This is a genomic window from Pedobacter suwonensis (assembly GCF_007833675.1).
Lineage (GTDB): Bacteria > Bacteroidota > Bacteroidia > Sphingobacteriales > Sphingobacteriaceae > Pedobacter > Pedobacter suwonensis.
This window is the reverse complement of the sequence record NZ_CP031708.1, coordinates 1,210,999-1,233,793: the sequence shown is the minus strand read 5'-3', so window position 1 is coordinate 1,233,793 and position 22,795 is coordinate 1,210,999. Positions and strand designations below refer to the sequence as shown.

Here is a 22,795-nt window from a genome sequence, read left to right as displayed (position 1 = left end):
GTTTGGCGTTTGGCGGAGATTTAACGCTGATCGCCAAACGCTTTACGCTAAACCCAACTCTTATGTTCAAATTAAATCTAAAAATCGCCTTACGCAACCTTTGGAAAAACAAGGGCTTTACATTAATCAATGTTGGTGGTCTGGCCATTGGCATGGCTTGTTGTTTAATGTTGCTGCTGTATGTTAATTATGAATGGAGTTTCGATAAACATTATGAAAAAGCAGATAAGGTTTATTTCGCAGCCTTAAACCTCAAATTTAATGGCAAACTGTCCACAACCATGGCGGTTCCAAATAAACTAGCTAAAGCCGGTGTTTCAGAACTGCCAGGCATTAAAAGTGCAGCCCGCATATCGATGAATAACGGAGAAAAGTTGTTCAGCCATAATCAGCATCATTTTAAACTTTCAGGGATGAGTGTTGATCCGGATTTTTTAAGGATCCTTGATCACAAATTTATCTATGGAGATCCAAATACGGCTTTAAGCGAGCCGCATAACATATTGATTAGCAAATCTACCGCCAATAAGCTATTTGGGGATGAAAACCCGATCGGACAAAGTATCAAATATGACAACAGAATCAGTTTAAAAGTTACTGCCGTTATCGAAGACCTTCCAAAAAATCAGAGTATGCAATACGATATATTGCAGCCATGGGCTTTTTTTGAACAGGAAAATCCGGCAGAAAAAGAAAATAGTTGGGGTGCCATTACCTGTTTAACATTGTTCCAGCTAAAAGATAATGCCGATTTAGCAGCTACCAACACAGCGATTAAAAACTTCATCGTAAATAAAGAACCCGATCTAAAAGAAATGACCTATCAGCTATTTCTTTTTCCTTTGACTAAATTTCATTTATACGATAACTTCCAGAACGGGAAATCGGCTGGTGGTAAAATAGATCAATTAAGGTTATTTGTTTTTCTGGCCATTTGCGTATTACTTATTGCCTGCATCAATTACATGAACTTGTCTACGGCCAAATCAGAGAAGCGGGCCAGAGAGGTTGGTGTACGCAAAGCATTGGGTTCAACCCGCAATACCATTATGGGACAGTTTATGATCGAATCGCTATTGTTATCATTTATAGCGATGGCCATTGCTTTTATTACGCTCGAAATTTCCTTGCCTTATTTCAATAATCTGCTTAATATTTCCATTAAGATTGATTACAGTTCTTACCCCTTTTGGCTGCTGTTGCTTTCAATGGTATTGATTACAGGTTTACTTGCCGGAAGTTATCCCGCATTTTATCTTTCATCTTTTATCCCGGTAAAAGTGCTTAAAGGTTTTAAAGGTTCAACGGGTTCATTATCTATCCGCAAAACTTTGGTAGTGTTACAGTTTAGTCTTTCCATCTGCATGATTATTTCTGCCATTGTAATTTATAAGCAGATACAATACATGCGTGATAAACCACTTGGGTTTGATGTTGCTGCACTTGCTCAGATCGATTTGGAAGGTGTGTTAAAAAATCCCGGTAAACTGGAAGTATTCAAGAACGAGCTTAAACGTGCTGGCGCAATCGAATCAGCTACAGAATATGCCAGCTCTTTTACAAATAGTGGAAACATTACAAGTGATATTTCTTGGCCAGATAAACCTAAAAACGATGTTTCTATCGTTAGTTATAGAAGTACAGGTTTTAATTTTGCCAATACAGCAGGTATTAAAATCGTTGCAGGAAGAGATTTCTCGTCAAAATTTCCTGCGGATACGACGACCTCTTTGTTGCTAAATCAGGAAGCCGTTAAGTTAATGAAATTGAAAAATCCTGTTGGAGCAGTTATTACCTGGGGCGATAATCCACCGTTAACAGTGGTCGGTGTTGTACAGGATTTCTTTAACGAATCTTTAGGAGCCAGAGTTTCACCAACCGTTTACTATTATAATGCGAATAAAAGCGAGACACTTCTACTCAGGCTGAATACCAGGCAATCATTAACAGCTTCGCTTGAAGCTATTAAACAGGTCAGTCAACGTTTAAATCCGGCATATCCGGCAGAAATAAGATTGGTAAGCGATGGTATGGCTGAAAAAATAAAAAGTGAAAAGCTTTTAAGTGTACTCTCTAATATCTTCGGAGGTTTTGCCATTTTTATTTCATGCCTCGGTTTGTTAGGGCTGGCGCTCTATATGGCCGAACAGCGCAGTAAGGAAATTAGCATCCGTAAAGTGTTGGGCGCCAATCTTTCAGATATTTTAATTCTGCTGAACAAAGATTTTATGAAACTGGTGGTTATTGCGAATCTGATTGCTATCCCGGTAGCTTACATCCTCGTAGCTAAATGGCTTGAAAAATATGATTACAAAATTTCGATAAATCCCTGGCCTTTTTTGCTGGCACTTTTAACATCGATACTGATTGCTTTGATTACAGTAAGCCTGCAAACGTTTAAAGTCGCCAAAGCCAATGCCGTTGATGCACTTAAATACGAATGAGGCAGAAGGTTTGGAGGTTGAGGGCGTAAGGTGAAAGCGCCCAGACCTTAAACCCTACATCCTAAACCTTAAACCATATGTTCAAACTTAATCTTAAAATCGCCTGGCGAAATCTTTGGAAAAACAAGGGTTATACATTGATTAATATCCTTGGCCTGTCTATAGGAATGGCAAGCTGTATCCTGATTTTCATTTTTATCCGTTTTCAGCTCAGTTTCGATGAATGTTATAAAAATGAGGATCGGATTTATCGGGTAGTTACCAACTGGAAATACAGCGCCTACGAAGATTTTTCTTCAGGAGTACCCGTACCTTTTGCTGCGGCTGCCCGAAATGAAATTGCTGGATTTGAAACAGTGGGTTCAATTGTAAAAAGAAACGCCTTTCTACAGATAAACGATGCTAACGGAAAAGAGAGAATGAAAAGCCAGGAGGCTGTATATTATGCGCAACCCGATTTTTTTAATGTCTTAAGTGATATCAAGTGGATCTACAGTGCGCCGGAACTTGCCCTGGCAGAACCCAATACTGTAGTGCTGTCAGTACAATACGCTGAAAAGTTTTTTGGTAGCGTAAAAGATGCGATTGGAAAAAACATCAGGCTTGGCGAAAAAATTAACCTGAAAGTAGCTGGCATTATTCAGGATATGCCACAAAACAGCAGTTTCCCTTTAGAAATTGTGATTAGTTACGAAACCTACAAAGGTCGGTTCAATAATAACTGGGATTCAGTCAACTCCGCCTTTTGTAGTTATGTCCTGCTAAAAGAAGGTCTGAAACCTGAAGATTTGCAACAATCAATAGCCAATTTTAATAAAAAATATTATCCGGTTGATAAAATAGCGGGTAATCAAGAAAACAAATTACAGGCATTAAGAGCTATTCATTTCAGCGCTAAATACGATAATTTCGCAAATGCATCTATCAACCGTAGTCAGATTTATGGGCTGGCTATAATTGGTCTGTTCCTGATCATTACTGCTTGTATTAATTTCATTAATTTAAGTACTGCGCAGTCAGTAACCCGATCAAAAGAGGTAGGCGTTCGTAAAGTAATGGGCAGCAAACGCAGCCAACTGATCTCTCAGTTCTTAACCGAAACTTTTGTAGTCAGTTTAGTCGCTTTACTTATTGCGTGTGTAATTACTGAACTGGCCATACCGCCCATGCAGCATCTTTTCAAGGGCAGGATCGAATTCAGCCTTTTTGGTCATCCATCAATCTTTGCATTTATGGTAATACTGGTTCTATTCATTGCTTTTCTTGCAGGATTTTATCCGGCACTTGTTATTTCCGGTTTTAAACCTGCCCTGGCTATAAAAAATAAAATAGCATTGAATAAACGAGGGTTGAGCCTTCGGAAAATTTTAGTTGTAGCCCAGTTTGCAATTACCATAGTGCTTATCGTCGGAACTTTGGTAGTGATGAGGCAGATGCAGTTTGTGCAGCAAAAATCACTGGGATTTAATCCGGATGCCGTTGCTATGGTTGGTATCCCTAATGACAGTTTAAGTAAAATCAAATACAACACGTTTAAAGAGCGGATAAGCAAACTTCCGGGTGTTGAAGCTATTAGTTTTTGCCAGTCGCCGCCATTATCGGGTAACATCAACTCCAGCGATTTTACCTACAATGGTGTCAAAAACAAGGATTTCGAATTAAGGAATATTCGGGCAGACGAAAATTTCTTTAAGGTTTTTGATTTGAAATTAATTGCCGGAAAATTATATCATAAGGGTGATACCGCAAATGCCTGTGTGGTTAATGAAACCTTCCTAAAGAAAATGTCGATTACAAACCCTCAGGAGGCAATAGGAAAAGTAATTTATGCGAGTGGGAATACCGTGCGTATTGCAGGTGTGGTAAAGGATTTTAACGACCAGTCATTACGAGAGCAGATTTCGGCACTTGCCATTTTTCCCGGAAAAAATGATTATTGGAATGTGGCGGTGAAAATAGATAGCAAACAAATTGCCGCTACAATGAAAGAGATCGATAAAATATGGAACAGTACTTTTCCTAATGGGGTTTTCGATTCAGCTTTTGTAAATGAAACCATCAACAGTTACTATGAAAGTGAACAGATTATGGGGGTGTTGTTTAAAATATTTGCCGGTGTGATTATTTTCATTTCATTTATCGGTTTATTTGGATTAATATCATTTGTGGCCACGCAAAGAACTAAAGAAGTTGCCATACGGAAGGTTCTGGGAGCCTCAACGCTTGAACTTGTAAAAATGCTGAATGGTTCTTTTCTCGTTATGGTCTTCGTTGCCAACATCGTGGCATGGCCCCTTGCTTATCTTTTTGTTTCGAAATGGTTAGCCGGTTTTGCCTATCGAATTGATGTCAGTATCTGGCCATTTGCATTGGCTATGGCCATATCAATGGCAATTACGCTGGTCACGGTCAGTATCCGCTCATATAAAGCGGCCTCGGCAAATACTATTGATGTACTTAAATATGAATAATGGCGGGAAGGACGAAGGTATTAGGGTAGAAGGTTCAACCGTCTGAACCCTCAACCTTCAACCTTCCAACCCTCAACCTTACAACTATGTTCAGACTTAACCTCAAAATCGCTTTACGCAATCTTTGGAAAAACAAGGTATATGCCACCATAAATACTGTTGGCCTGGCCCTTGGACTAACTGCTTTTGTACTCATGATTTTGTATATCAATCATGAAGAAAGTTACGATAAATGGTCTCCAGATTTAAAAAATGTCTACCAGATTAGGGAAAAACATGATTTTTTTACCCCTGATAATAAGGAGCACTGGAATGAGGTTTCAAACAGCCGCATCGCAAATTTGATCAGGACGAAATTACCACAGGCAGTTGCAGTAACTAAAGTAGATAACGACTGGAGTTTTGGCAGTGGTTATTCGGTTAAAACAGACAACGCCGATCCTGTTATGGTGAATAAGATCAAAGATTCGGATAGCAGCTTTTTTAAGGTTTTCGATTATCAGTTTGTTCAGGGTAGTGCCGACCAAGCCCTTGAAAACAAGAATACAATTGTTTTGAAAGAGGATCTGGCCTTGAAGCTTTTCGGTACGACAAGAGCCCTGGGTAAAACAATAAAAATCATACGCTGGAGGGATGATAAAGGCGATTTATTTACGGTCACCGGTATAGTCAGTGAGCCTAAAACGCCACAAAGTGTTCATTTTAGCGCCATTATGAGAACCGGAAATAAAGATAGAGACCCTGATGAACCAACCAATAACAATTACTGCCTGATGTTCACTAAACTGAATAAAGCCAGCGACACGTTGGTATTGAACCAGACTTTACAGAAGTTATATGTCGATTTCAGGAAAAACTTATTGAAAGGGCAGGAGGAGGATTATGAAGATATGCAAAAACCTAAAAAGTTGCCGGGCTTAAAAGTCATCCCGTTAGCAACTGTGCATTCCAATCCGCCGTATACCCTGAGCTGGTTCGAAAAGTTAAAACCTGTAATGGCCATATCGGCATTTTTACTCCTGGTTTCGATCATTAATTTTATCAATCTGGCCACGGCACAATCTGTGCAGCGGGCCAAGGAAGTAGGGGTAAAAAAGGTACTGGGTTCTTATAAAAGCCAATTGACCGCTCAGTTTTTGGTTGAATCCGGGTTGCAGAGCCTGATTTCGCTTTTTCTCTGTATTGTTTTAATTGAAATGGTTTTGCCAGCTTTTAACCAGCAGTTTAATGTGGCTTTAAGTTTTTGGCACAATGCCAGGTTATTGGTCCTGATTGCCCAGCTGGTAGGCCTGTTTGTGTTTGTAACCTTACTTGCAGGTTTATACCCGGCCTGGGTTTTATCTAATTATAATCCTGTAGCTGTTTTAAAAGGCAATTACGAAAACGGTTTGCGAGGTGTAGTTCTTCGTAACGTATTGGTTGTCTTTCAGTTTGTTATTTCGGTAACGTTCATCATATCCATTGGTGTAATGGAAATGCAGTCCCGGTTTATGAGTAGCAAGGATTTAGGCTTTGAACGGGGAAATCTTATCAATATAAAGACTAATTATGAAGATAACTTTGCCGAAAGGCTCAAGAAAATACCAGGTGTCCAGTATGTAGCAACGACTACTCAGGTATTAGGCAATAGTTTTAATGTGCCTGAAGAAATTAAATACAAGGGTAAACCCATAAAGTTAAATACCGTTACCGTTACGATGGACGCACTGCCGGCGCTTGGTGTGAAAGTACTGCAAGGCCGGATTTTTTCCAGGGAATATAAAAGCGATACGGTTAATACTGTAGTTTTAAACGAAGCAGCGGCAAATTTATTCGGAAAAAATTTAATCGGGCAGACCTATCAAAAAACCGATTGGGAAGGTAAGAACAATATTTTCCAGGTAGTTGGCATTATTAAAAACTATCATAACGAAGGCTTTGATAAAGCAGTTTTGCCAACGGTTTATAAGGTAACCAGACTTGGAGGTACTTCAAATACAAACAATTTACTGGTGCGTTTCAATACGGCTCAACATAAAGAGATCATCAGAAAAATTGAAAAGGAGTGGAGAATGCTGTATCCGAACTTTCCAATAGAGTACAATTCTCTTGACGATGCTTTTTCGAAAGTCCTCGAAGAGAATAGGCGGTTTATGAACATGATTGTATTGTTCAGCCTGGTTTCTGTCTCCCTGTCATTACTCGGTTTATTTGCACTTTCTACATTCGTGGCTAAGCGGAAAACCAAGGAGATTGCCGTAAGAAAAGTGCTTGGGGCATCAAACATGCAGATTGTAAGCTTGCTCAACAAATCCTTTCTGATTCTTGTGGTTGTGGCAAATTTAGTCAGCTGGCCTGTTGCTTATATTATTATAAAAAAATGGCTTGAAGGCTTTGCTTATCGGATAGAAGTGCCCTTTATACCTTTTGCCGCTGCTACGTTAATTTCAGTAATTATAGCCATCCTTACGGTAAGTATACAGGCACGAAAAGCCGCTGTAACCGACCCGGTAAACGCACTTAAATATGAATAACACCCGCGCATAGCGTTTGGTGTTTAGGTAGATTTTTCACCCACCGCAAACGCATTGCGCTCAACACTAAAAATATGAATAACGGCCTAAGGTTTTAAGGTAGTGAAGTAAGATTAATACGCCTAAACCCCATGCCCTAAGCCTTAAACCTTAAAATATGATACAACTTACCAATATCGAAAAATACTACGCCAGTAAAGGCGTTAAAAATTATGTGTTACGCTTAGTAACCACTACCATTAATCAAGGCGAATTCGTTTCTGTTATGGGGCCATCCGGTGCCGGAAAATCTACCTTGCTTAACATTATCGGCATGTTAGAAGAGCCCACTTATGGTAATTATTACTTCATGGGCGAAGATGTAACCAGTTTAAATGAACGTAAACGAATTGAGCTCTACCGAAACCATATCGGTTTCGTGTTTCAGGCTTACCATTTAATTGATGAGATGACGGTTTACGAAAATATTGAGGCGCCACTTTTATATAAAAAGGTGGGTAGCGCCGAACGCGCCAGCAGGATAGCCGATCTGCTCGACAGGTTTAATATCGTGGCTAAAAAAGATTTATTCCCAAATCAATTGTCGGGCGGTCAGCAGCAGTTGGTGGGGATAGCACGGGCCCTGGCTGCGCAGCCTTCCATTATTCTGGCTGATGAGCCTACAGGAAATTTACAGTCGGCCCAGGCTGAAGAAATTATGAGCCTGTTTAAAAAGCTCAATGAAGAGGAGGGGATTACCATTATACAAGTTACCCATTCGGAAAAAAATGCTCAGTATGGAAACCGTATATTGCACATTGCAGATGGCCTTATAAAAGAAGATATCAAGGTTAAAGCTTAACATATTTCTAATGGAAACAATCCTTTTTAACTGTGGTTAATTACCTTTGCGCTATGCAAAAAACGTTTACCGATCAGATGGGGCGGGCGGTGACCATTAATTTTCCACCCAAAAGGATTGTTTCTGTGGTGCCCTCTCAAACGGAGTTGTTGTTCGATCTTGGCCTTGATACGGAAATTATCGGTTTAACCAAATTCTGTATCCATCCGATAGAAAAATTTGCGGAGCGTACCAAGGTGGGCGGTACCAAAAAGCTGAATATTGATCTGATTAAGGATTTAGAGCCAGATCTCATTATCGGCAACAAAGAAGAAAACACACAGTCCGATATCGAAGAATTAGCCGAATATTTTCCGGTATGGATGAGCGACATCTTTACTTTGGATGATGCCATGAAAACCATAGCGCAAATAGGCGAGCTGGTAAACCGGCAGCCAGAAGCCAGTTACCTTAACCATTTAATATCAGCGGGATTTAATGACCTGAAAACACTTGCGCTTCAAAATAAAATTGATAAAAAGGTGGCCTATCTTATCTGGCGGAAGCCTTATATGGCTGCGGGAAAAAATACATTTATTGATGATGTTTTGTTAAGCAATGGTATGATGAACATCATCCATCAGGATCGCTATCCCGAAATAACGCTTGAGGAACTGAAAACTTCGAACTGTGAACTGATTCTGCTTTCATCAGAACCTTATCCTTTTAGCGAAAAACACATAAAAGAAATAAATGAGGCCATTCCAAATACCAAAGTAATGTTGGTTGACGGCGAAATGTTCAGTTGGTATGGAAGCCGATTGGTTAAAGCAGTTCAATACTTTTTTGAATTCCAGAAGCAAATTATTGATCGTTAGACGCAATTTTTTATCATTTGTAGCATATCTTTAATTTCGATCGTTATCATAATAAGTGTTATTTAATAATCAATATTGGTAAAAACATAATCATATGAAAAAGATATTAGTATTAGCCTTATTTGTAGCGGCAATTTCTGGTTGCAGTTCAGTTAAAAATGGAGAAAAAACCAGTACGGTTACCGCAAGTGGAACAATAGAAAAGCTAGGGATCACTACTTTTCAATATGGTACGCATTTATTAAAAGCTGACCATAAAACTTATGCTTTGAAAAGTGGAACCATAAACCTGGATTCGTATTTAGATAAAAAGGTTACCATTAAAGGAAAAAAGGTTGCCGGTTATCCTGTCGACGGTGGTCCGGAACTGGTTGATGTAACGCTGGTAAGATTTTAATTAAATGGAATTGTAAGGTATTAAGCTGGTTTGCCTGATGCTTTCCTTGGTTTGTGTATCACGCATCTTCCGGATCAAATTTTTATAATTAATAAAAGTTTGATTATTCAATTAAGTTTCTATCTTTGCAGTCCTTAAAACATCCTATCTGCGGAAGTGGCGTAATTGGTAGCCGCACCAGACTTAGGATCTGGCGCTTCACGGCGTGGGGGTTCGAGTCCCTTCTTCCGCACCATATATAAACCGTTCTGATATCCAGGGCGGTTTTTTTGTGATTAATGGTCATGTAGTCGACGACCTATCTATAATGATAATCGATTAAAAGAGATACCCATCGACTCCGTTCACGGTGACACCAATTTTATATTTTTTATAAGTCAGGGATATGTTTCGGTTTTGTTCAGAGGAACGTTTGGTGTTTTAAAGATTAAAGGAAGTTCTGTAGTCGCTCATTTTTAAATTCCTCTCGCCGGTATCTTCGCCTGCTGAAATAGATGTTGAAATCGGGGACAAAGCCGTTTAATAAGTACACGGACTTGTGGGAAATGCATTCGACCGTAAAATTTTCTCCTTAAAAATTAATGAGTTAGCATTTATTTTAAAGAATACGCACTAAAATATGGGTGATACCTTTTGATTATCCAATCTTGTTTCTATCTTTGCAGTCCTTACAACATCCTAACTGCGGAAGTGGCGTAATTGGTAGCCGCACCAGACTTAGGATCTGGCGCTTCACGGCGTGGGGGTTCGAGTCCCTTCTTCCGCACAACAAGATAAAGGCCGTTCCGATGTTTACATCGGAACGGTTTTGTTTTTAAAAAACATTGATTAATAAAAATTGATGTACTGTTTCGGTTGTGTCGATATATGGTTTTATCATATCTCAATGCCCCGATCTGAAGCACATCTTAATATATCTCAGAAAAAATGAATATTACACAGGAAAAAACCGGCAACTTAAATGCTGTTGTAAAAATCAAGATCGCACCTGCTGATTACACTGGAAAAGTAGATAAAGCTATTAAAGATCAAGCTAAAAAAGCACAATTACCTGGTTTCCGTAAAGGAATGGTTCCTGCTGCCCACATTAAAAAAATGTACGGCAAAAGTATCTTAGTAGAAGAGGTAAACAACTTGTTGAACGATACCTTATCTAACTATATCGCTGAGCAAAAATTGGAAATTTTAGGTCAGCCACTCCCTAAAATGGACAATGAACGTGAATTCAAATGGGATAATACTGATGATTTCGAGTTTGATTATGAATTAGGTTTAGCTCCGGCTTTCGACGTAAATATTTCATCTAAAGATAAGTTTACCGAATACGTGATTAAAGCTGATCAGGAAACATTAGAAAGCCGTATCAAAAATATCCGTCGTAGTTACGGTAAAATGACCAATCCTGAGGTTTCAGCTGATGGTGACGTGCTTTACGCCGAATTGACCCAGGTGGCTGAAGATGGTAACGCTGTTGAAGGTGGTATTACCAGTACAGGAAGTGTTCGTTTAGATCAAATCAAAGATGAAAATATCCTTAAATCGCTAATTGGTTTAAAGAAAGACAATGAAGTAACCATCGATATCCAAAAAGCTTTCGAAGATGCTGCTGTAATTGCAAAAGCTTTAAACATTTCAGAAGAAGAAGCTGCTGCGCTAAAAGCGGACTTTAAACTTCATGTTAAAAACGTTAACCGTTTAGAAGAGTCTGATTTAAACCAGGAGTTCTTCGATAAATTATTTGGTGAAGGTACGGTAACTGACGAAGCTGGTTTCAGGGCAAAAATTACCGAAGAAGTAGAGAGCATGTTTAAACAAGATGCTGAGCGTAAATTATCTAATGATATTTATGAAGCATTATTAGCTAAACACGCATTTGAATTGCCTGATGAATTCTTACGTCGCTGGTTAAAAGCTACAAACGAAAAACTAACGGATGAGGAATTAGCTGAGGGTTATGATGATTTCGCTAAAAATCTGAAATGGACGTTGATCGAAAATAAAATCATCAAGGATAATAGCATTGAAATCAAGTATGAGGATGTTGTTCAGGCAGCTAAAGCTAAATTGGATGCACAATTCAGAATGTATAGTCCAAGTCCGCTTCCTGAAGATCAATTGGCTCAATATGCTGTTCAGTTTTTACAGGAAAAAGAAAATGCAAACCGTGTTTTTGAAGAAGTAAAAGCATTAAAAACTTTCGAACAAATTAAATCTGTTGTTACTTTAGAACAAAAAGATATTGATTACGATAAGTTTGTCGCGTTGGTAGAGAAAAAATAAAAGCGGTTGGCGAGTAGCGCTAAGCGTTATTATAATGCCTGGGGCGTTTTGTAAATTGTTGTGCTATTGCTATATTTAATTATGGCACAATTTAAATTTCAATCGCTCGAAATTTGGCAGTTATCAATTGTATTGACCGATAAATTATTGGATATAGCTGACCGATTGGCAGTTGATAAAAGGTATAGATTTGCAGAGCAGCTCAATGGGGCTGCTCTTAGCATATCTAATAATATCGCGGAAGGGTCTGGATCAGTTTCAAATAAGGAATTTGCTCATTATCTGAATATTGCACATCGTTCTACATTTGAGAATGCAAATATTTTAGTAGTTTTAGAACGGAGAAAATATATTTCTGACATAGAGTTGAATGATTATCTTGAAGAATTAGATAAATTGGCACGGAAATTAACCAACTTCAGAAAATATTTATTAAAGTAACTAGCGTTTTAGGCGGGCTTAACGCTCACCGCAAAACGCCAAACACTATAATCATGAACATAGACTCACAAGAATTCAGAAAATTTGCCGTTAAACATCAGGGAATTGGCGGTTTACACGTAGATAAATTTATTGCACAGGCTAATCTGAACCCTCAGAACATGACGCCGTATATTATTGAAGAACGCCAGCTGAATGTGGCCCAGATGGATGTTTTTTCAAGGCTGATGATGGATCGCATTATCTTTTTAGGCGATGCAATTTATGATCAGAATGCAAATATCATTCAGGCGCAGTTATTGTTTTTACAATCAACAGATGCCGATAGGGACATCCAGATTTACATTAACTCTCCAGGCGGCTCGGTGTATGCCGGTTTAGGTATTTACGACACCATGCAGTATATACAGCCGGACGTAGCAACAATCTGTACCGGTATGGCCGCATCAATGGGCGCTGTTTTATTGGTAGCCGGCGCCAAAGGTAAACGTGCTGCGTTGCCTCACTCAAGAGTAATGATTCACCAGCCATCAGGCGGTGCACAAGGTGTGGCATCTGATATGGAGATCAACTTAAGAGAGATGTTGAAATTGAAAAAAGAATTATACGATATTATTTCAGAGCACTCTGGCCAGACCTATGATTGGGTAGAGAAAGCTTCAGATCGCGATTACTGGATGACAGCTGATGAGGCTAAAGGATTTGGTATGGTTGATGAAGTATTATCGAGAAACGCAAAAAAAGATGGCGAAACAAAATAAAGAATCCCGTTGCTCATTCTGTCATTCTGGCAAGCATGAAACGTTGATGTTGATTGAAGGTATGGATGCATTTATCTGCGATAAATGCGTTACCCAGGCCAATCAGTTGCTTGCACAGGAATTAGGTACTAAAGGCACGAAAAATATTCAGGAGGTAATTAATTTACTAAAGCCTCTTGAAATTAAACAACATCTTGATCAGTATGTTATCGGTCAGGATGATGCAAAAAAAGTATTGTCTGTTGCAGTTTACAACCACTATAAACGCCTGAATCAAAAGGTAGATAAAGACGAGATCGAGATTGAGAAGTCGAATATCATGCTGGTGGGCGAAACAGGTACCGGAAAAACCTTACTGGCTAAAACCATTGCGAAAATTTTGCATGTGCCATTTTGTATCTGTGATGCTACGGTTTTAACTGAAGCGGGCTATGTTGGTGAAGACGTTGAGAGTATCCTCACCCGATTGCTTCAGGCAGCAGACTACGATGTAACCGCCGCCGAACGCGGTATTGTATATATAGATGAGGTAGATAAGGTAGCGCGTAAAAGCGATAATCCTTCTATTACGCGGGATGTATCAGGCGAAGGTGTGCAACAGGCCTTACTGAAAATTTTAGAAGGTACGGTGGTAAACGTTCCGCCTCAGGGCGGACGTAAGCATCCGGATCAGAAAATGATCCCGGTAAACACCAATAATATTTTATTTATCTGTGGTGGCGCATTTGACGGTATTGAGCGTAAAATTGCCAACCGTTTACGTACCCAGGCAGTAGGTTATAAAGTAAAGAAAGATGAGATGGTATTAGATCTTAAAAATCTTTATAAGTATATTACACCTCAGGATTTAAAATCATTTGGATTAATTCCGGAATTAATTGGCCGTATACCAGTTCTTTCTCACTTAAATCCATTGGATAAAGAATCGTTAAGAAATATTTTAACAGCGCCTAAAAATTCACTCATCAAACAGTATGTGAAGCTTTTTGCTTACGAAGATGTGAAGTTGGTTTTTGAAGATGAAGTTTTGGATTTCATTGTAGATAAAGCGATGGAATACAAATTGGGTGCACGAGGTTTAAGATCAATCTGCGAAGCGATTATGTTGGACGCGATGTTTGATACGCCAACACAGACTGACGTGAAGGAATTGCACATCAATCTCGATTACGCGATAGAAAAATTTGAAAAAGCCGACTTTAAAAAGTTGCAGGCCGCATAAAATTCAAATCCTCTCGCGAAAGCGGGAGGATTTTTTGTAATACGCTTAACGCATGGCGCAGAGCGCTAAACTAATTGTTATGAATGAAGAAAAAGATGTAAAAAAAGACGAGGAGATTGTCGAGAAATCAAAAAAAATAAAAGAAGTTGAAAGTCCGGTTAAATCAGGATTAAAATCAAAAGAGGAGATTGTTAAAAACTGGTTGCCACGTTACACAGGCAGGCCGTTAGATCAATTTGGTGATTATATCCTGTTAACCAATTTCAGTAAATATGTAAGCATGTTTTCCGAATGGAATGATAATGCGCCGATTATGGGCTTAGATAAGCCGATGCAAAGTGTTACCGCAAATGGTATTACAATTATCAACTTTGGTATGGGAAGTCCATTAGCTGCAACCATGATGGATTTGCTAACGGCCATTAAACCTAAAGCAGTGCTTTTTCTGGGTAAATGTGGTGGATTGAAAAAGAAAAACCAGTTGGGTGATTTAATTTTACCTATTGCTGCCATTAGGGGAGAAGGTACCTCAAATGATTATCTGCCTGCAGAAGTACCTGCCTTGCCAGCTTTCGCGCTGCAGAAGGCAATTTCTACAACAATACGTGACCATGGCAGGGATTACTGGACCGGGACCTGTTATACCACCAACCGCAGGGTTTGGGAGCATGACAAAGAGTTTAAAAAGTATTTGAAAACATTGCGTGCAATGGCAGTGGATATGGAAACAGCAACGATTTTTACCACAGCCTTTGCGAATAAAATTCCAGCCGGCGCTTTGCTTCTGGTTTCTGATCAACCGATGATTCCTGAAGGCGTTAAAACTGCAGAAAGCGATAGCACCGTAACCGAAAGGTATGTGGAAACCCATTTACGTATTGGCATCGATTCATTAAAGCAGTTGATCAATAATGGATTAACGGTTAAACACCTGTTGTTTTAAGAGGAAGAAGTTGTCACCCTGAACTTGTTTCAGGGGCTTTAATTTCAATAGGAATATTGGAACTTTCTGAGTACTATCAGATCAGTATGAACTATATCCCGAAGTTTAAGCTGTGAATCCGGATAAGTAACCATGTGTGATCAGATCATCTGCATTATTGATGGTATAATTACATTTGTTATGCAGCAATACCACCCTGTCAGAAATATCCAAGATAGACTGGTAGTAATGATCGGTAATAATAAAGCCTTTTTTTGCTTTTTCTTTATTGATATGCTTTTTTAATTCTTCTATCCATAATGGAGATAATTGCGAGAATGGCTCATCAAGAAGTATATATTCCGTATCGCTGTATATCATTAACAAACATTCCATAAATCTTCGCTCTCCGCCAGATAAATTATAGAATTTTGCACTCAAATGATTGGTCACAAAGTCAATTTGCTTTAATTCAGCTTTTTGCTTTTTGCAAAAAGTATCAACAGCCTGCAAAACACTGATCTGGTCTGGGATAAAATTATCTTGCGGTAAATACGAAAGATTCTTAGACTGGTAACCTTTATGATATACTTTATTATTGATGTTAAGGTGTTTGAAATTTGCTTTTACGCTCCCAAAAATGATTTGTAGCAAAGTGGATTTACCTGATCCGTTTCTGCCCAGCAAACCGACTACTTCACCGATTTTACAGTTTAAGTAAACGCTGCTTAATACTTCGCGGTCTGCAAAAAATTGATTAACACTGTCGATAGAAAGTTCCTGCATATTGATGATACCACTAAGATTCCAATAAAAAAAATTAAATCATATAAAACCAGGTTAAGCATGATTTTTCTAAATCCTATGCCCTGATTTTTGAAAAAGTAGGCTGTGGATTGATAAAACATAAAGTATATACCTGCAGAAAATGACCAGCCGATAAGTTTGATGAATATGGCGAAAGAATAAATGCCAGGTTGCGAGAAACCATTTAAAATGAAGAATACCGCAGTTAAAAGACTAACCAGTATATTCCATAAAAAGATGGGTTTGTATACAGTTATGGATTTTTTGAGCAAAGTAATCGACATGATTTAAAGATATAAAATCATAACGATAAATTTAGTTGCGTATAATAGAAAAGATTTGCCGGACGTAGCATCTTTCCTATTATTGGTTGACAAGCCTGTTAAATAAAAAAAAAGACCGGCATTTGCCAGTCTTTTAATATTTCTTTGAATCTAAACTACTATCCTAAATAAGATTTTAAGATTTTGCTTCTTGAAGTATGACGTAAGCGTTGTAGCGCTTTATCTTTAATCTGGCGAACACGCTCACGTGTTAAATTAAATTTCTCGCCAATTTCCTCTAACGAAAGTGGGTGGTTAGAACCCAAACCGAAGAATAAAACGATAATTTCTCTTTCCCTTTCGGTTAAAGTAGATAAAGAACGTTTAATTTCTTCCGATAAAGATTCGTTGATCAATGAGCTATCTGTATTTGGTTCATGGTTTTCCAATACATCCAATAATGTATTTTCTTCACCTTGAACAAACGGGGCATCCATAGATACGTGACGGCCTGAATTGCTTAAAGTATCTGAGATTTTATCAACCGTAGTTTCTAAAATATCTGCCAATTCTTCCGGAGAAGGCTCACGTTCATATTCTTGCTCGAGCTTAGAAAAAGCTTTGCTGATTTTACTTAACGAACCTACCTGATTTAAAGGCAAACGTACAATACGGCTTTGCTCAGCAATAGCCTGCAAAATAGATTGACGGATCCACCAAACCGCATAAGAAATAAATTTGAAACCTTTAGTCTCATCAAAACGTTTTGCCGCTTTAATTAAGCCTAAATTGCCCTCATTAATTAAATCGCCTAAAGTTAAACCCTGGTTTTGATATTGTTTTGCAACAGACACAACGAAACGCAAGTTGGTTTTGGTTAACCGCTCTAATGCAGCCTGATCGCCCTCACGAATCTTCCTTGCTAAAATTACTTCCTCTTCTGCCGTTATTAAATCTACTTTACCAATTTCGTGCAGGTATTTGTCTAACGACTGACTTTCACGGTTGGTAATGGATTGCGTTATCTTGAGTTGTCTCATTTATACGTTTTGTGTGCTCTTTTAATTATTGAAGTGTGCAAAGTTACGAAATTGTATTGCAATTTGAAAGGATAAAATGCTGAAAATGTTACCGTTTGCACACGTTTTTTCTACTTTTACTTACAACAAAAATCATTCCAATAAAGTTTTTGGTGTATTTTGGCGTTCTGATGTGTGTATAATTGTTTTTTAATAATTATTTATTGTAAATCAATAAAAATATTTTGATTAGTAATAATTTTATTTTATTCTTGTACAGTAAATTTTAAATAAATATGACCTTTCTGTTTCTACTAACGAAACAGAGAAATACAAAAAAGGTATTCTTTACTGACTAAAGTCAACATGATTTTATTTCAGTGAGGTAAACATTATACAGAAGGCAAAAAACTGACCATTTTACACATTTTATGAACAAGCTTATAAAGATTTTTAGGTACTCCGGATTTTGTTTGATTTTTATCGCACTCACGTCGATAGCCAATCATTTAATTGATGCTGTGGATCATTATCATGCAGGAACGCTTTCGATTAACTTAGTTGAAAATAACGTAGTGCAGGAAGTAAAAACTATTGGGAAGGCCAGGTTTACCAATAGCCATATCGGTTCATATGCGTTTAAACCAACGTTAAAGCAGGCTATTATTTTATCGGGCGCGGGGATTGATGGCCTTGGTTCTCATGCCGCTTTTTATCTCATCCTGGGAAGTATAATACTTTTTATTGCTTACAAACGCCCAGAATGGCTCGAAAACTTAACCGAAGTTAAATTGTGGCAATGGGTAGGTGCGGGCATTATTTTATTTTTTAGCCTAAAATTTGTTTCTTTTTGGGCCATGAAAGGGTATGTTGAGGATTTGACTGGTAAGGCATTTAAATATCAGCCTATAATAGCTGAAAATATCAATTTGGGCGTAATTTCGCTCATCGCTATACTTAGCGTAATTTACGAGTTGCTTTCGTATTCCAGGAGCCTTAAACAGGAAAATGATTTAACCATTTAGGTTAAATGAAAACATTTTAATTTTATTTACTCAAATGCCTATTATTATAAATTTAGATGTGATGCTCGCCCGTCGCAAAATGTCGCTTACCGAGTTAAGCGAGCGGGTGGGGATAACGATGTCTAACTTATCTATTTTGAAAACAGGCAAGGCAAAGGCCATCCGCCTGGAGACTTTGGAAGCCATTTGTGCAGTTTTAGATTGTCAGCCTGGTGATATTCTTGAATTCCGTGCTGAATAAACCTTATAGGTTTTTAAAACCTGTAAGGTTTGGTGTTACAAAGAATCAGCTGCCCTGGTTACGTAAACCTGATAGGACGGAAAGCCCGGAGTGCACCGAGGACTTGGAGGGATAGCAGGGTTTTCGGAGCCGAAATGTACAGGACCTTGCTTTCCAAAAAAAATATTGACCAACTAAGGCGACTTGGTCAATTGAAATGAAATTGACTGAGTCGAGTTTCGTTTCACCATGAACCGAAACTAAAGTAGATTATTAGCATACGATACCCCTTCCTGCGGACGCACCTCTGATAGCGGGGAATAAAAAAACCTTCCAGTTTGCACTGAAAGGTTTTAAATATGTATTGCTTTAAGCTTTAGTCTTTCAACTTTAGCTTATGCTTTTTCAGCCAAAACTTTGGTTACTAAATCGGCTGCTTCTTTTAAAGCAATCGCTGAATAAACCTGTAAGCCAGACTCATCAATTAATTTTTTAGCTTCTTCGGCATTTGTACCTTGTAAACGGCAGATAATTGGCACAGGGATATTTCCAATTTCTTTGTATGCATCGATAACACCCTGAGCAACACGGTCGCAACGTACAATACCACCAAAAATGTTGATCAGGATCGCTTTAACGTTAGGATCTTTCAAAATAATATTAAAAGCCGCTTTAACTGTTTGTGCATTTGCAGTTCCGCCTACGTCAAGGAAGTTAGCTGGCTCACCACCCGCCAATTTGATAATATCCATGGTAGCCATTGCCAAACCTGCACCGTTCACCATACAGCCTACGTTACCATCAAGGTTAACGAAGTTCAGGTTGCTCGCACTGGCTTCAACTTCCATTGGATCTTCTTCTGTAACATCACGCATCGCAGCATAATCAGGGTGACGGAATAAACCGTTCTCATCCAGATTCACTTTGGCATCTACCGCGATTACTTTATCATCAGAAGTTTTTAATACCGGGTTGATTTCGAACATGGAAGAATCCGTTGCTTCGTAAGCTTTGTATAAAGCAGTAACGAATTTTACCATTTCTTTAAAAGCATTACCGCTAACACCTAAGTTAAAGGCAATTTTACGTGCCTGGAAACCTTGTAAGCCAACTTTAGGATCGATTTCTTCTTTGAAGATTAAATGTGGCGTGTGCTCGGCAACTTCTTCAATATCCATACCGCCTTCGGTACTGTACATGATGATATTACGGCCTTTCGCACGATCTAACAATACAGAGATATAGAATTCTTTTGTTTCAGAAGCACCTGGATAATAAACATCCTGCGCCACTAAAACTTTGTTCACTTTTTTACCTTCTGGTCCGGTTTGAGGAGTTACCAATTGCATGCCGATGATATCGGTAGCACGTTGTTTAACTTCTTCAAGGTTTTTGGCCAATTTAACACCACCACCTTTACCGCGGCCACCAGCGTGGATTTGCGCTTTAATTACAACCCAATCAGAGTTGTAATCGGTTTTCAGTTGCTTAGCGGCCTCAACAGCTTGTTCAGGAGTATCGGCAACTATTCCTTCTTGAACGTTAACACCGAAACTTTTTAATATTTGTTTACCCTGGTATTCGTGAATATTCATCTGTTTATATTTTTGTCTTTATCTGTCAGATGGAGCCTTTTACTATAAAGATGGTTACTTTAACAGCATCGGGTTCATTTGCTACAAAATTTGCCCAAAGCTACAATTTCACAGCCTTTAAACAAATAGAATTTGCCGATTTTTTAAGAAAATGAACGTTTTATGTTAAACGGGAAATTGGTGTTTGTCATGTACGCTGGTTTATGGTATCCGGCTGATTTGGCAGATATTCTTTATTTGAAAGTGATGGGGCAGTTTCTGATGGCGGCCGGTAGCCCTGCTTTCCGCTATAAGTCCTCACTACGTTCCGGGCTTACCGCTGCAATCAGGCTTAAAAACAATGTTTGTTAATACCAAACGCAACAAAATATATCCTCTGCATTAACCATCTTAAATCTGCCCGAACGAAACGTTAATGGCATCGGTTAACTTCCTGCAAACCGCGTTCCGAAGATCCCAACGGCCAATTCTGCCCAGACGAGGAATAAGGCTATCAATATGACAATGAGGACTATTGTTCTTAACGTGCCACTTTTCAAGTTTCTGATGACAAGCTCCAGGGCCAATCCCGTGCTGAATAATAAGGCGCCGGCTACCAGAAAATCGGATAAATCCCACTTTACTTCAGTTGTAAATTGCATGGCGATCAGCGGAATGCTTAAAATTAATATTACAACGCCAAATATAATGGCGATACGTGTTGATGGTGACTTAAATGCTGACTGTAGATTTTTCATAATTTCTAAGGTTTAATATACGATTAATTAATTTTTAATTCCCCCGATGCGTTCGCATCAGGGTAAAAATTTCCAACTTAGGTTGGAGACGTGGAGCGGTTAATTATACAGGATTTTTAAAATAATGGGCTTGTTAGTAACTGGGCTAAAAAATCTTTAATCCAGTAAGTTGAGCTATCCGTTCACATATTGATACAGTTAGCTGGTATGTGTTTCATTAATTGTTAAATCAAAAATTTTATTGATAGCCACGTTCAGTGCAAACCATGCTAATGCGAAGAGTGCTAATATCATTACAACACTTTTGTCCAATCTATTCATCTTATTTTTTATTTAGATCAAAATATTTCGCTGTATTCCAATCCTGCAAATTCCATGATAACCAGCTTTCCTGATGATAACGCTCTTTAAAATAACCGATCCGTTGATCCAGTTTTCTCATTAAAGCTTCTTCTGGCTGGTCTACTTTGGCAATTTCCGAATCGTTATTGTTTGAGGGATGTATTTTTGACCGGTTTTTATCTAAAATAGGCAAGGTCTTTTCTGATAAAGAAGTGAGGTAGTAAGGATCGATAGAAACGGTGTCGACGTGATTGAGGTTGTATTTAACGATTAGAACATCCCAATTGATAAAGGTAAAGGCCAACAGCAGGACAAACCATACATTTCCGTTTACTTTGAAGAGATAGAATATGGTTTTATGTTTAGCTACTTTGCAATAAACCGTTGCCAAACCAATAATGCAAAGGGTGGCGAATACTAAAACACCGATTCTTTTATGGGTTAAACCATGAAATTCGATATAGTAACCATCACGGATGAATACGGATATGATCAGGATAAAATTCTGAACCATCCAGGCATAGGCCAATGCCCTCAACGTTTTACTTTTTGGGTAAAAATTTAAATTTCCCCTGAAATAGTATAAGATTACTGCCATAGCCATTACAATGCTAAAGATCAATGAATTTGTGCCCTGGTGCAGTTCACCTGAGAAATTGCCCGTAGGTTCGTAGCCAAACCAAAGTGTGGTAATGTCAATGGTGTTTAGCATTAGCAAGAGCAGGTTAAGCGCAGCGAATGAAATGACACCAACGATATACTCTGTTTTTAATGCCATTTTCCGTGTTAACAGGTTGCCTGTAAATGTTTTTGCGATATTATACCATATTGTTTTCTGTCCCAGGCTTCTTCTGATCCGGTGCAATTGTTCTTTACATTTCAGCTCTGCTTTTTCAAGGCTTTTATCAAAGAAAGCAAGTAGTAAACCTCCTGTTAAAACCAATCCAAAACATAAATGCATAATGCGTTCAAAACTCAGGTCTTTAAAAAAGAAGTGTAGTAATTGATCTAAAAAGTCGCCAATGTGAGTTAAGATGGTTTCTGCATAATGTGCAAAAACATGATTTGCAGCTGCATAAAGGCATGAAAATAGGATTACAATGATAACTGGTACGAAGATATATTTAATCAGCGTGAAAAAGGGTTTAAGGCTCACATTGCCCATACTGATTTGGCTTAGTTGTTTTATGGCATTAAATGGCACGGTGACCATCTGAAGAATGGCCGCTAAAAAAGCAGTAAAAATGGTCCTGATTTGTTGTTGATGACCAAAGCCAATAAATAGCAATAAACTGATGTAATAAGTCACCAATGATAAATCAGAATTGTTAATAACCACTAATATCGCTGCCAGCAGGTGTGCCAAGCCGTAAATTTTTAGTTTGGTGCTTTTAATCACATCCGGATTAATAAAAGTGATTGCCAGCAGATATATACTGTAAATAAGCAGATTGAGCGCAAGTCTTTCTTTCCAAAAAAGAAAAGTAAACAGCAGGCCGCCCAGTAGGGTAGAGAGGAGTAATAAGTTGGATTTTGTTTTCATTTTGTTTAAGGTTTATAAATTGAAATGGCTTAGGATGAAAATGTACAGGAGTACTAAAGGAATATTTAATAGCGTGCAGATGACCGTAACTATGG

The 22,795-nt window shown here is 38.4% G+C and carries 19 protein-coding genes and 2 tRNA genes; 16 read left to right on the top strand and 5 right to left on the bottom strand.

What is annotated here, in order from left to right:
- Positions 1-62: 62 nt before the first annotated feature.
- The 13 genes from DV942_RS04890 (at position 63) to DV942_RS04830 (ending at position 15,170) form a co-directional block, all read left to right on the top strand.
- Positions 63-2,444: an ABC transporter permease gene (locus DV942_RS04890; protein ID WP_145861604.1), complete on the top strand. Its 2,382-nt coding sequence runs from the start codon at positions 63-65 to the stop codon at positions 2,442-2,444.
- Between the two features lie 77 nt (positions 2,445-2,521).
- The gene (locus DV942_RS04885) at positions 2,522-4,915 is read left to right on the top strand and encodes an ABC transporter permease (RefSeq protein WP_145855724.1); all 2,394 of its coding nucleotides are present in this window, start codon (positions 2,522-2,524) and stop codon (positions 4,913-4,915) included.
- Between the two features lie 86 nt (positions 4,916-5,001).
- Positions 5,002-7,428 carry an ABC transporter permease gene (locus tag DV942_RS04880; RefSeq protein WP_145855722.1) on the top strand — a complete coding sequence of 809 codons (2,427 nt, stop codon included), beginning with the start codon at positions 5,002-5,004 and terminating at the stop codon, positions 7,426-7,428.
- 157 nt (positions 7,429-7,585) lie between these two features.
- On the top strand, positions 7,586-8,269 hold the full coding sequence (locus tag DV942_RS04875; RefSeq protein ID WP_134203900.1) for an ABC transporter ATP-binding protein: 684 nt from the start codon (positions 7,586-7,588) through the stop codon (positions 8,267-8,269).
- A gap of 53 nt (positions 8,270-8,322) precedes the next feature.
- Positions 8,323-9,126 (top strand): helical backbone metal receptor, encoded by an 804-nt coding sequence (locus DV942_RS04870; RefSeq protein ID WP_134203899.1) that lies wholly within the window; start codon positions 8,323-8,325, stop codon positions 9,124-9,126.
- A gap of 94 nt (positions 9,127-9,220) precedes the next feature.
- Positions 9,221-9,523 carry a lipoprotein gene (locus DV942_RS04865; protein WP_145855720.1) on the top strand — a complete coding sequence of 101 codons (303 nt, stop codon included), beginning with the start codon at positions 9,221-9,223 and terminating at the stop codon, positions 9,521-9,523.
- A 150-nt stretch (positions 9,524-9,673) separates the two neighbouring features.
- Positions 9,674-9,758 (top strand) — tRNA-Leu (locus DV942_RS04860).
- A 449-nt stretch (positions 9,759-10,207) separates the two neighbouring features.
- Positions 10,208-10,289 (top strand) — tRNA-Leu (locus DV942_RS04855).
- 161 nt (positions 10,290-10,450) lie between these two features.
- Positions 10,451-11,803 carry a trigger factor gene (gene tig, locus DV942_RS04850; RefSeq protein ID WP_145855717.1) on the top strand — a complete coding sequence of 451 codons (1,353 nt, stop codon included), beginning with the start codon at positions 10,451-10,453 and terminating at the stop codon, positions 11,801-11,803.
- A gap of 81 nt (positions 11,804-11,884) precedes the next feature.
- A complete protein-coding gene (locus DV942_RS04845; RefSeq protein ID WP_145855716.1) occupies positions 11,885-12,244 on the top strand; it encodes a four helix bundle protein in 360 nt (119 codons plus the stop codon).
- Positions 12,245-12,297: 53 nt separating this feature from the next.
- Positions 12,298-13,005 (top strand): ATP-dependent Clp endopeptidase proteolytic subunit ClpP, encoded by a 708-nt coding sequence (gene clpP, locus DV942_RS04840; protein WP_090982152.1) that lies wholly within the window; start codon positions 12,298-12,300, stop codon positions 13,003-13,005.
- Positions 12,989-14,227 (top strand): ATP-dependent Clp protease ATP-binding subunit ClpX, encoded by a 1,239-nt coding sequence (gene clpX / locus DV942_RS04835; protein ID WP_090982154.1) that lies wholly within the window; start codon positions 12,989-12,991, stop codon positions 14,225-14,227. Before clpP ends, clpX begins: the two co-directional genes overlap by 17 nt.
- Before the next feature lie 79 nt (positions 14,228-14,306).
- A complete protein-coding gene (locus DV942_RS04830; protein ID WP_186462428.1) occupies positions 14,307-15,170 on the top strand; it encodes an AMP nucleosidase in 864 nt (287 codons plus the stop codon).
- A 105-nt stretch (positions 15,171-15,275) separates the two neighbouring features.
- On the opposite strand, the gene DV942_RS04825 is transcribed toward DV942_RS04830, so the two are convergent.
- Positions 15,276-15,935: an ATP-binding cassette domain-containing protein gene (locus DV942_RS04825; RefSeq protein ID WP_145855714.1), complete on the bottom strand. Its 660-nt coding sequence runs from the start codon at positions 15,933-15,935 to the stop codon at positions 15,276-15,278.
- A gap of 463 nt (positions 15,936-16,398) precedes the next feature.
- Positions 16,399-17,259, bottom strand: coding sequence for a sigma-70 family RNA polymerase sigma factor (locus tag DV942_RS04820; protein WP_010601359.1), 861 nt, complete (start codon positions 17,257-17,259; stop codon positions 16,399-16,401).
- A gap of 410 nt (positions 17,260-17,669) precedes the next feature.
- Here DV942_RS04820 and DV942_RS04815 point away from each other — a divergent pair, with 410 nt between their 5' ends.
- Both DV942_RS04815 and DV942_RS04810 read left to right on the top strand, forming a co-directional pair.
- Positions 17,670-18,263, top strand: coding sequence for a hypothetical protein (locus DV942_RS04815; protein WP_145855712.1), 594 nt, complete (start codon positions 17,670-17,672; stop codon positions 18,261-18,263).
- A 34-nt stretch (positions 18,264-18,297) separates the two neighbouring features.
- Positions 18,298-18,504: a helix-turn-helix domain-containing protein gene (locus DV942_RS04810; RefSeq protein ID WP_090982160.1), complete on the top strand. Its 207-nt coding sequence runs from the start codon at positions 18,298-18,300 to the stop codon at positions 18,502-18,504.
- Positions 18,505-18,878: 374 nt separating this feature from the next.
- Here DV942_RS04810 and sucC read toward each other — a convergent pair whose 3' ends face one another.
- Positions 18,879-20,078 (bottom strand): ADP-forming succinate--CoA ligase subunit beta, encoded by a 1,200-nt coding sequence (gene sucC, locus DV942_RS04805; RefSeq protein WP_090982162.1) that lies wholly within the window; start codon positions 20,076-20,078, stop codon positions 18,879-18,881.
- Positions 20,079-20,240: 162 nt separating this feature from the next.
- Between sucC and DV942_RS04800 the strand changes: the two genes are divergently transcribed.
- Positions 20,241-20,429, top strand: a complete 189-nt coding sequence (locus DV942_RS04800) for a hypothetical protein (protein ID WP_145855710.1) — start codon at positions 20,241-20,243, stop codon at positions 20,427-20,429.
- 74 nt (positions 20,430-20,503) lie between these two features.
- Here the strand turns inward: DV942_RS04800 and DV942_RS04795 are convergent, their stop codons facing one another.
- The gene (locus DV942_RS04795) at positions 20,504-20,815 is read right to left on the bottom strand and encodes a hypothetical protein (protein ID WP_134203897.1); all 312 of its coding nucleotides are present in this window, start codon (positions 20,813-20,815) and stop codon (positions 20,504-20,506) included.
- 322 nt (positions 20,816-21,137) lie between these two features.
- Positions 21,138-22,700 carry a DUF4153 domain-containing protein gene (locus DV942_RS04790; protein ID WP_145855708.1) on the bottom strand — a complete coding sequence of 521 codons (1,563 nt, stop codon included), beginning with the start codon at positions 22,698-22,700 and terminating at the stop codon, positions 21,138-21,140.
- Positions 22,701-22,795 lie beyond the last annotated feature (95 nt).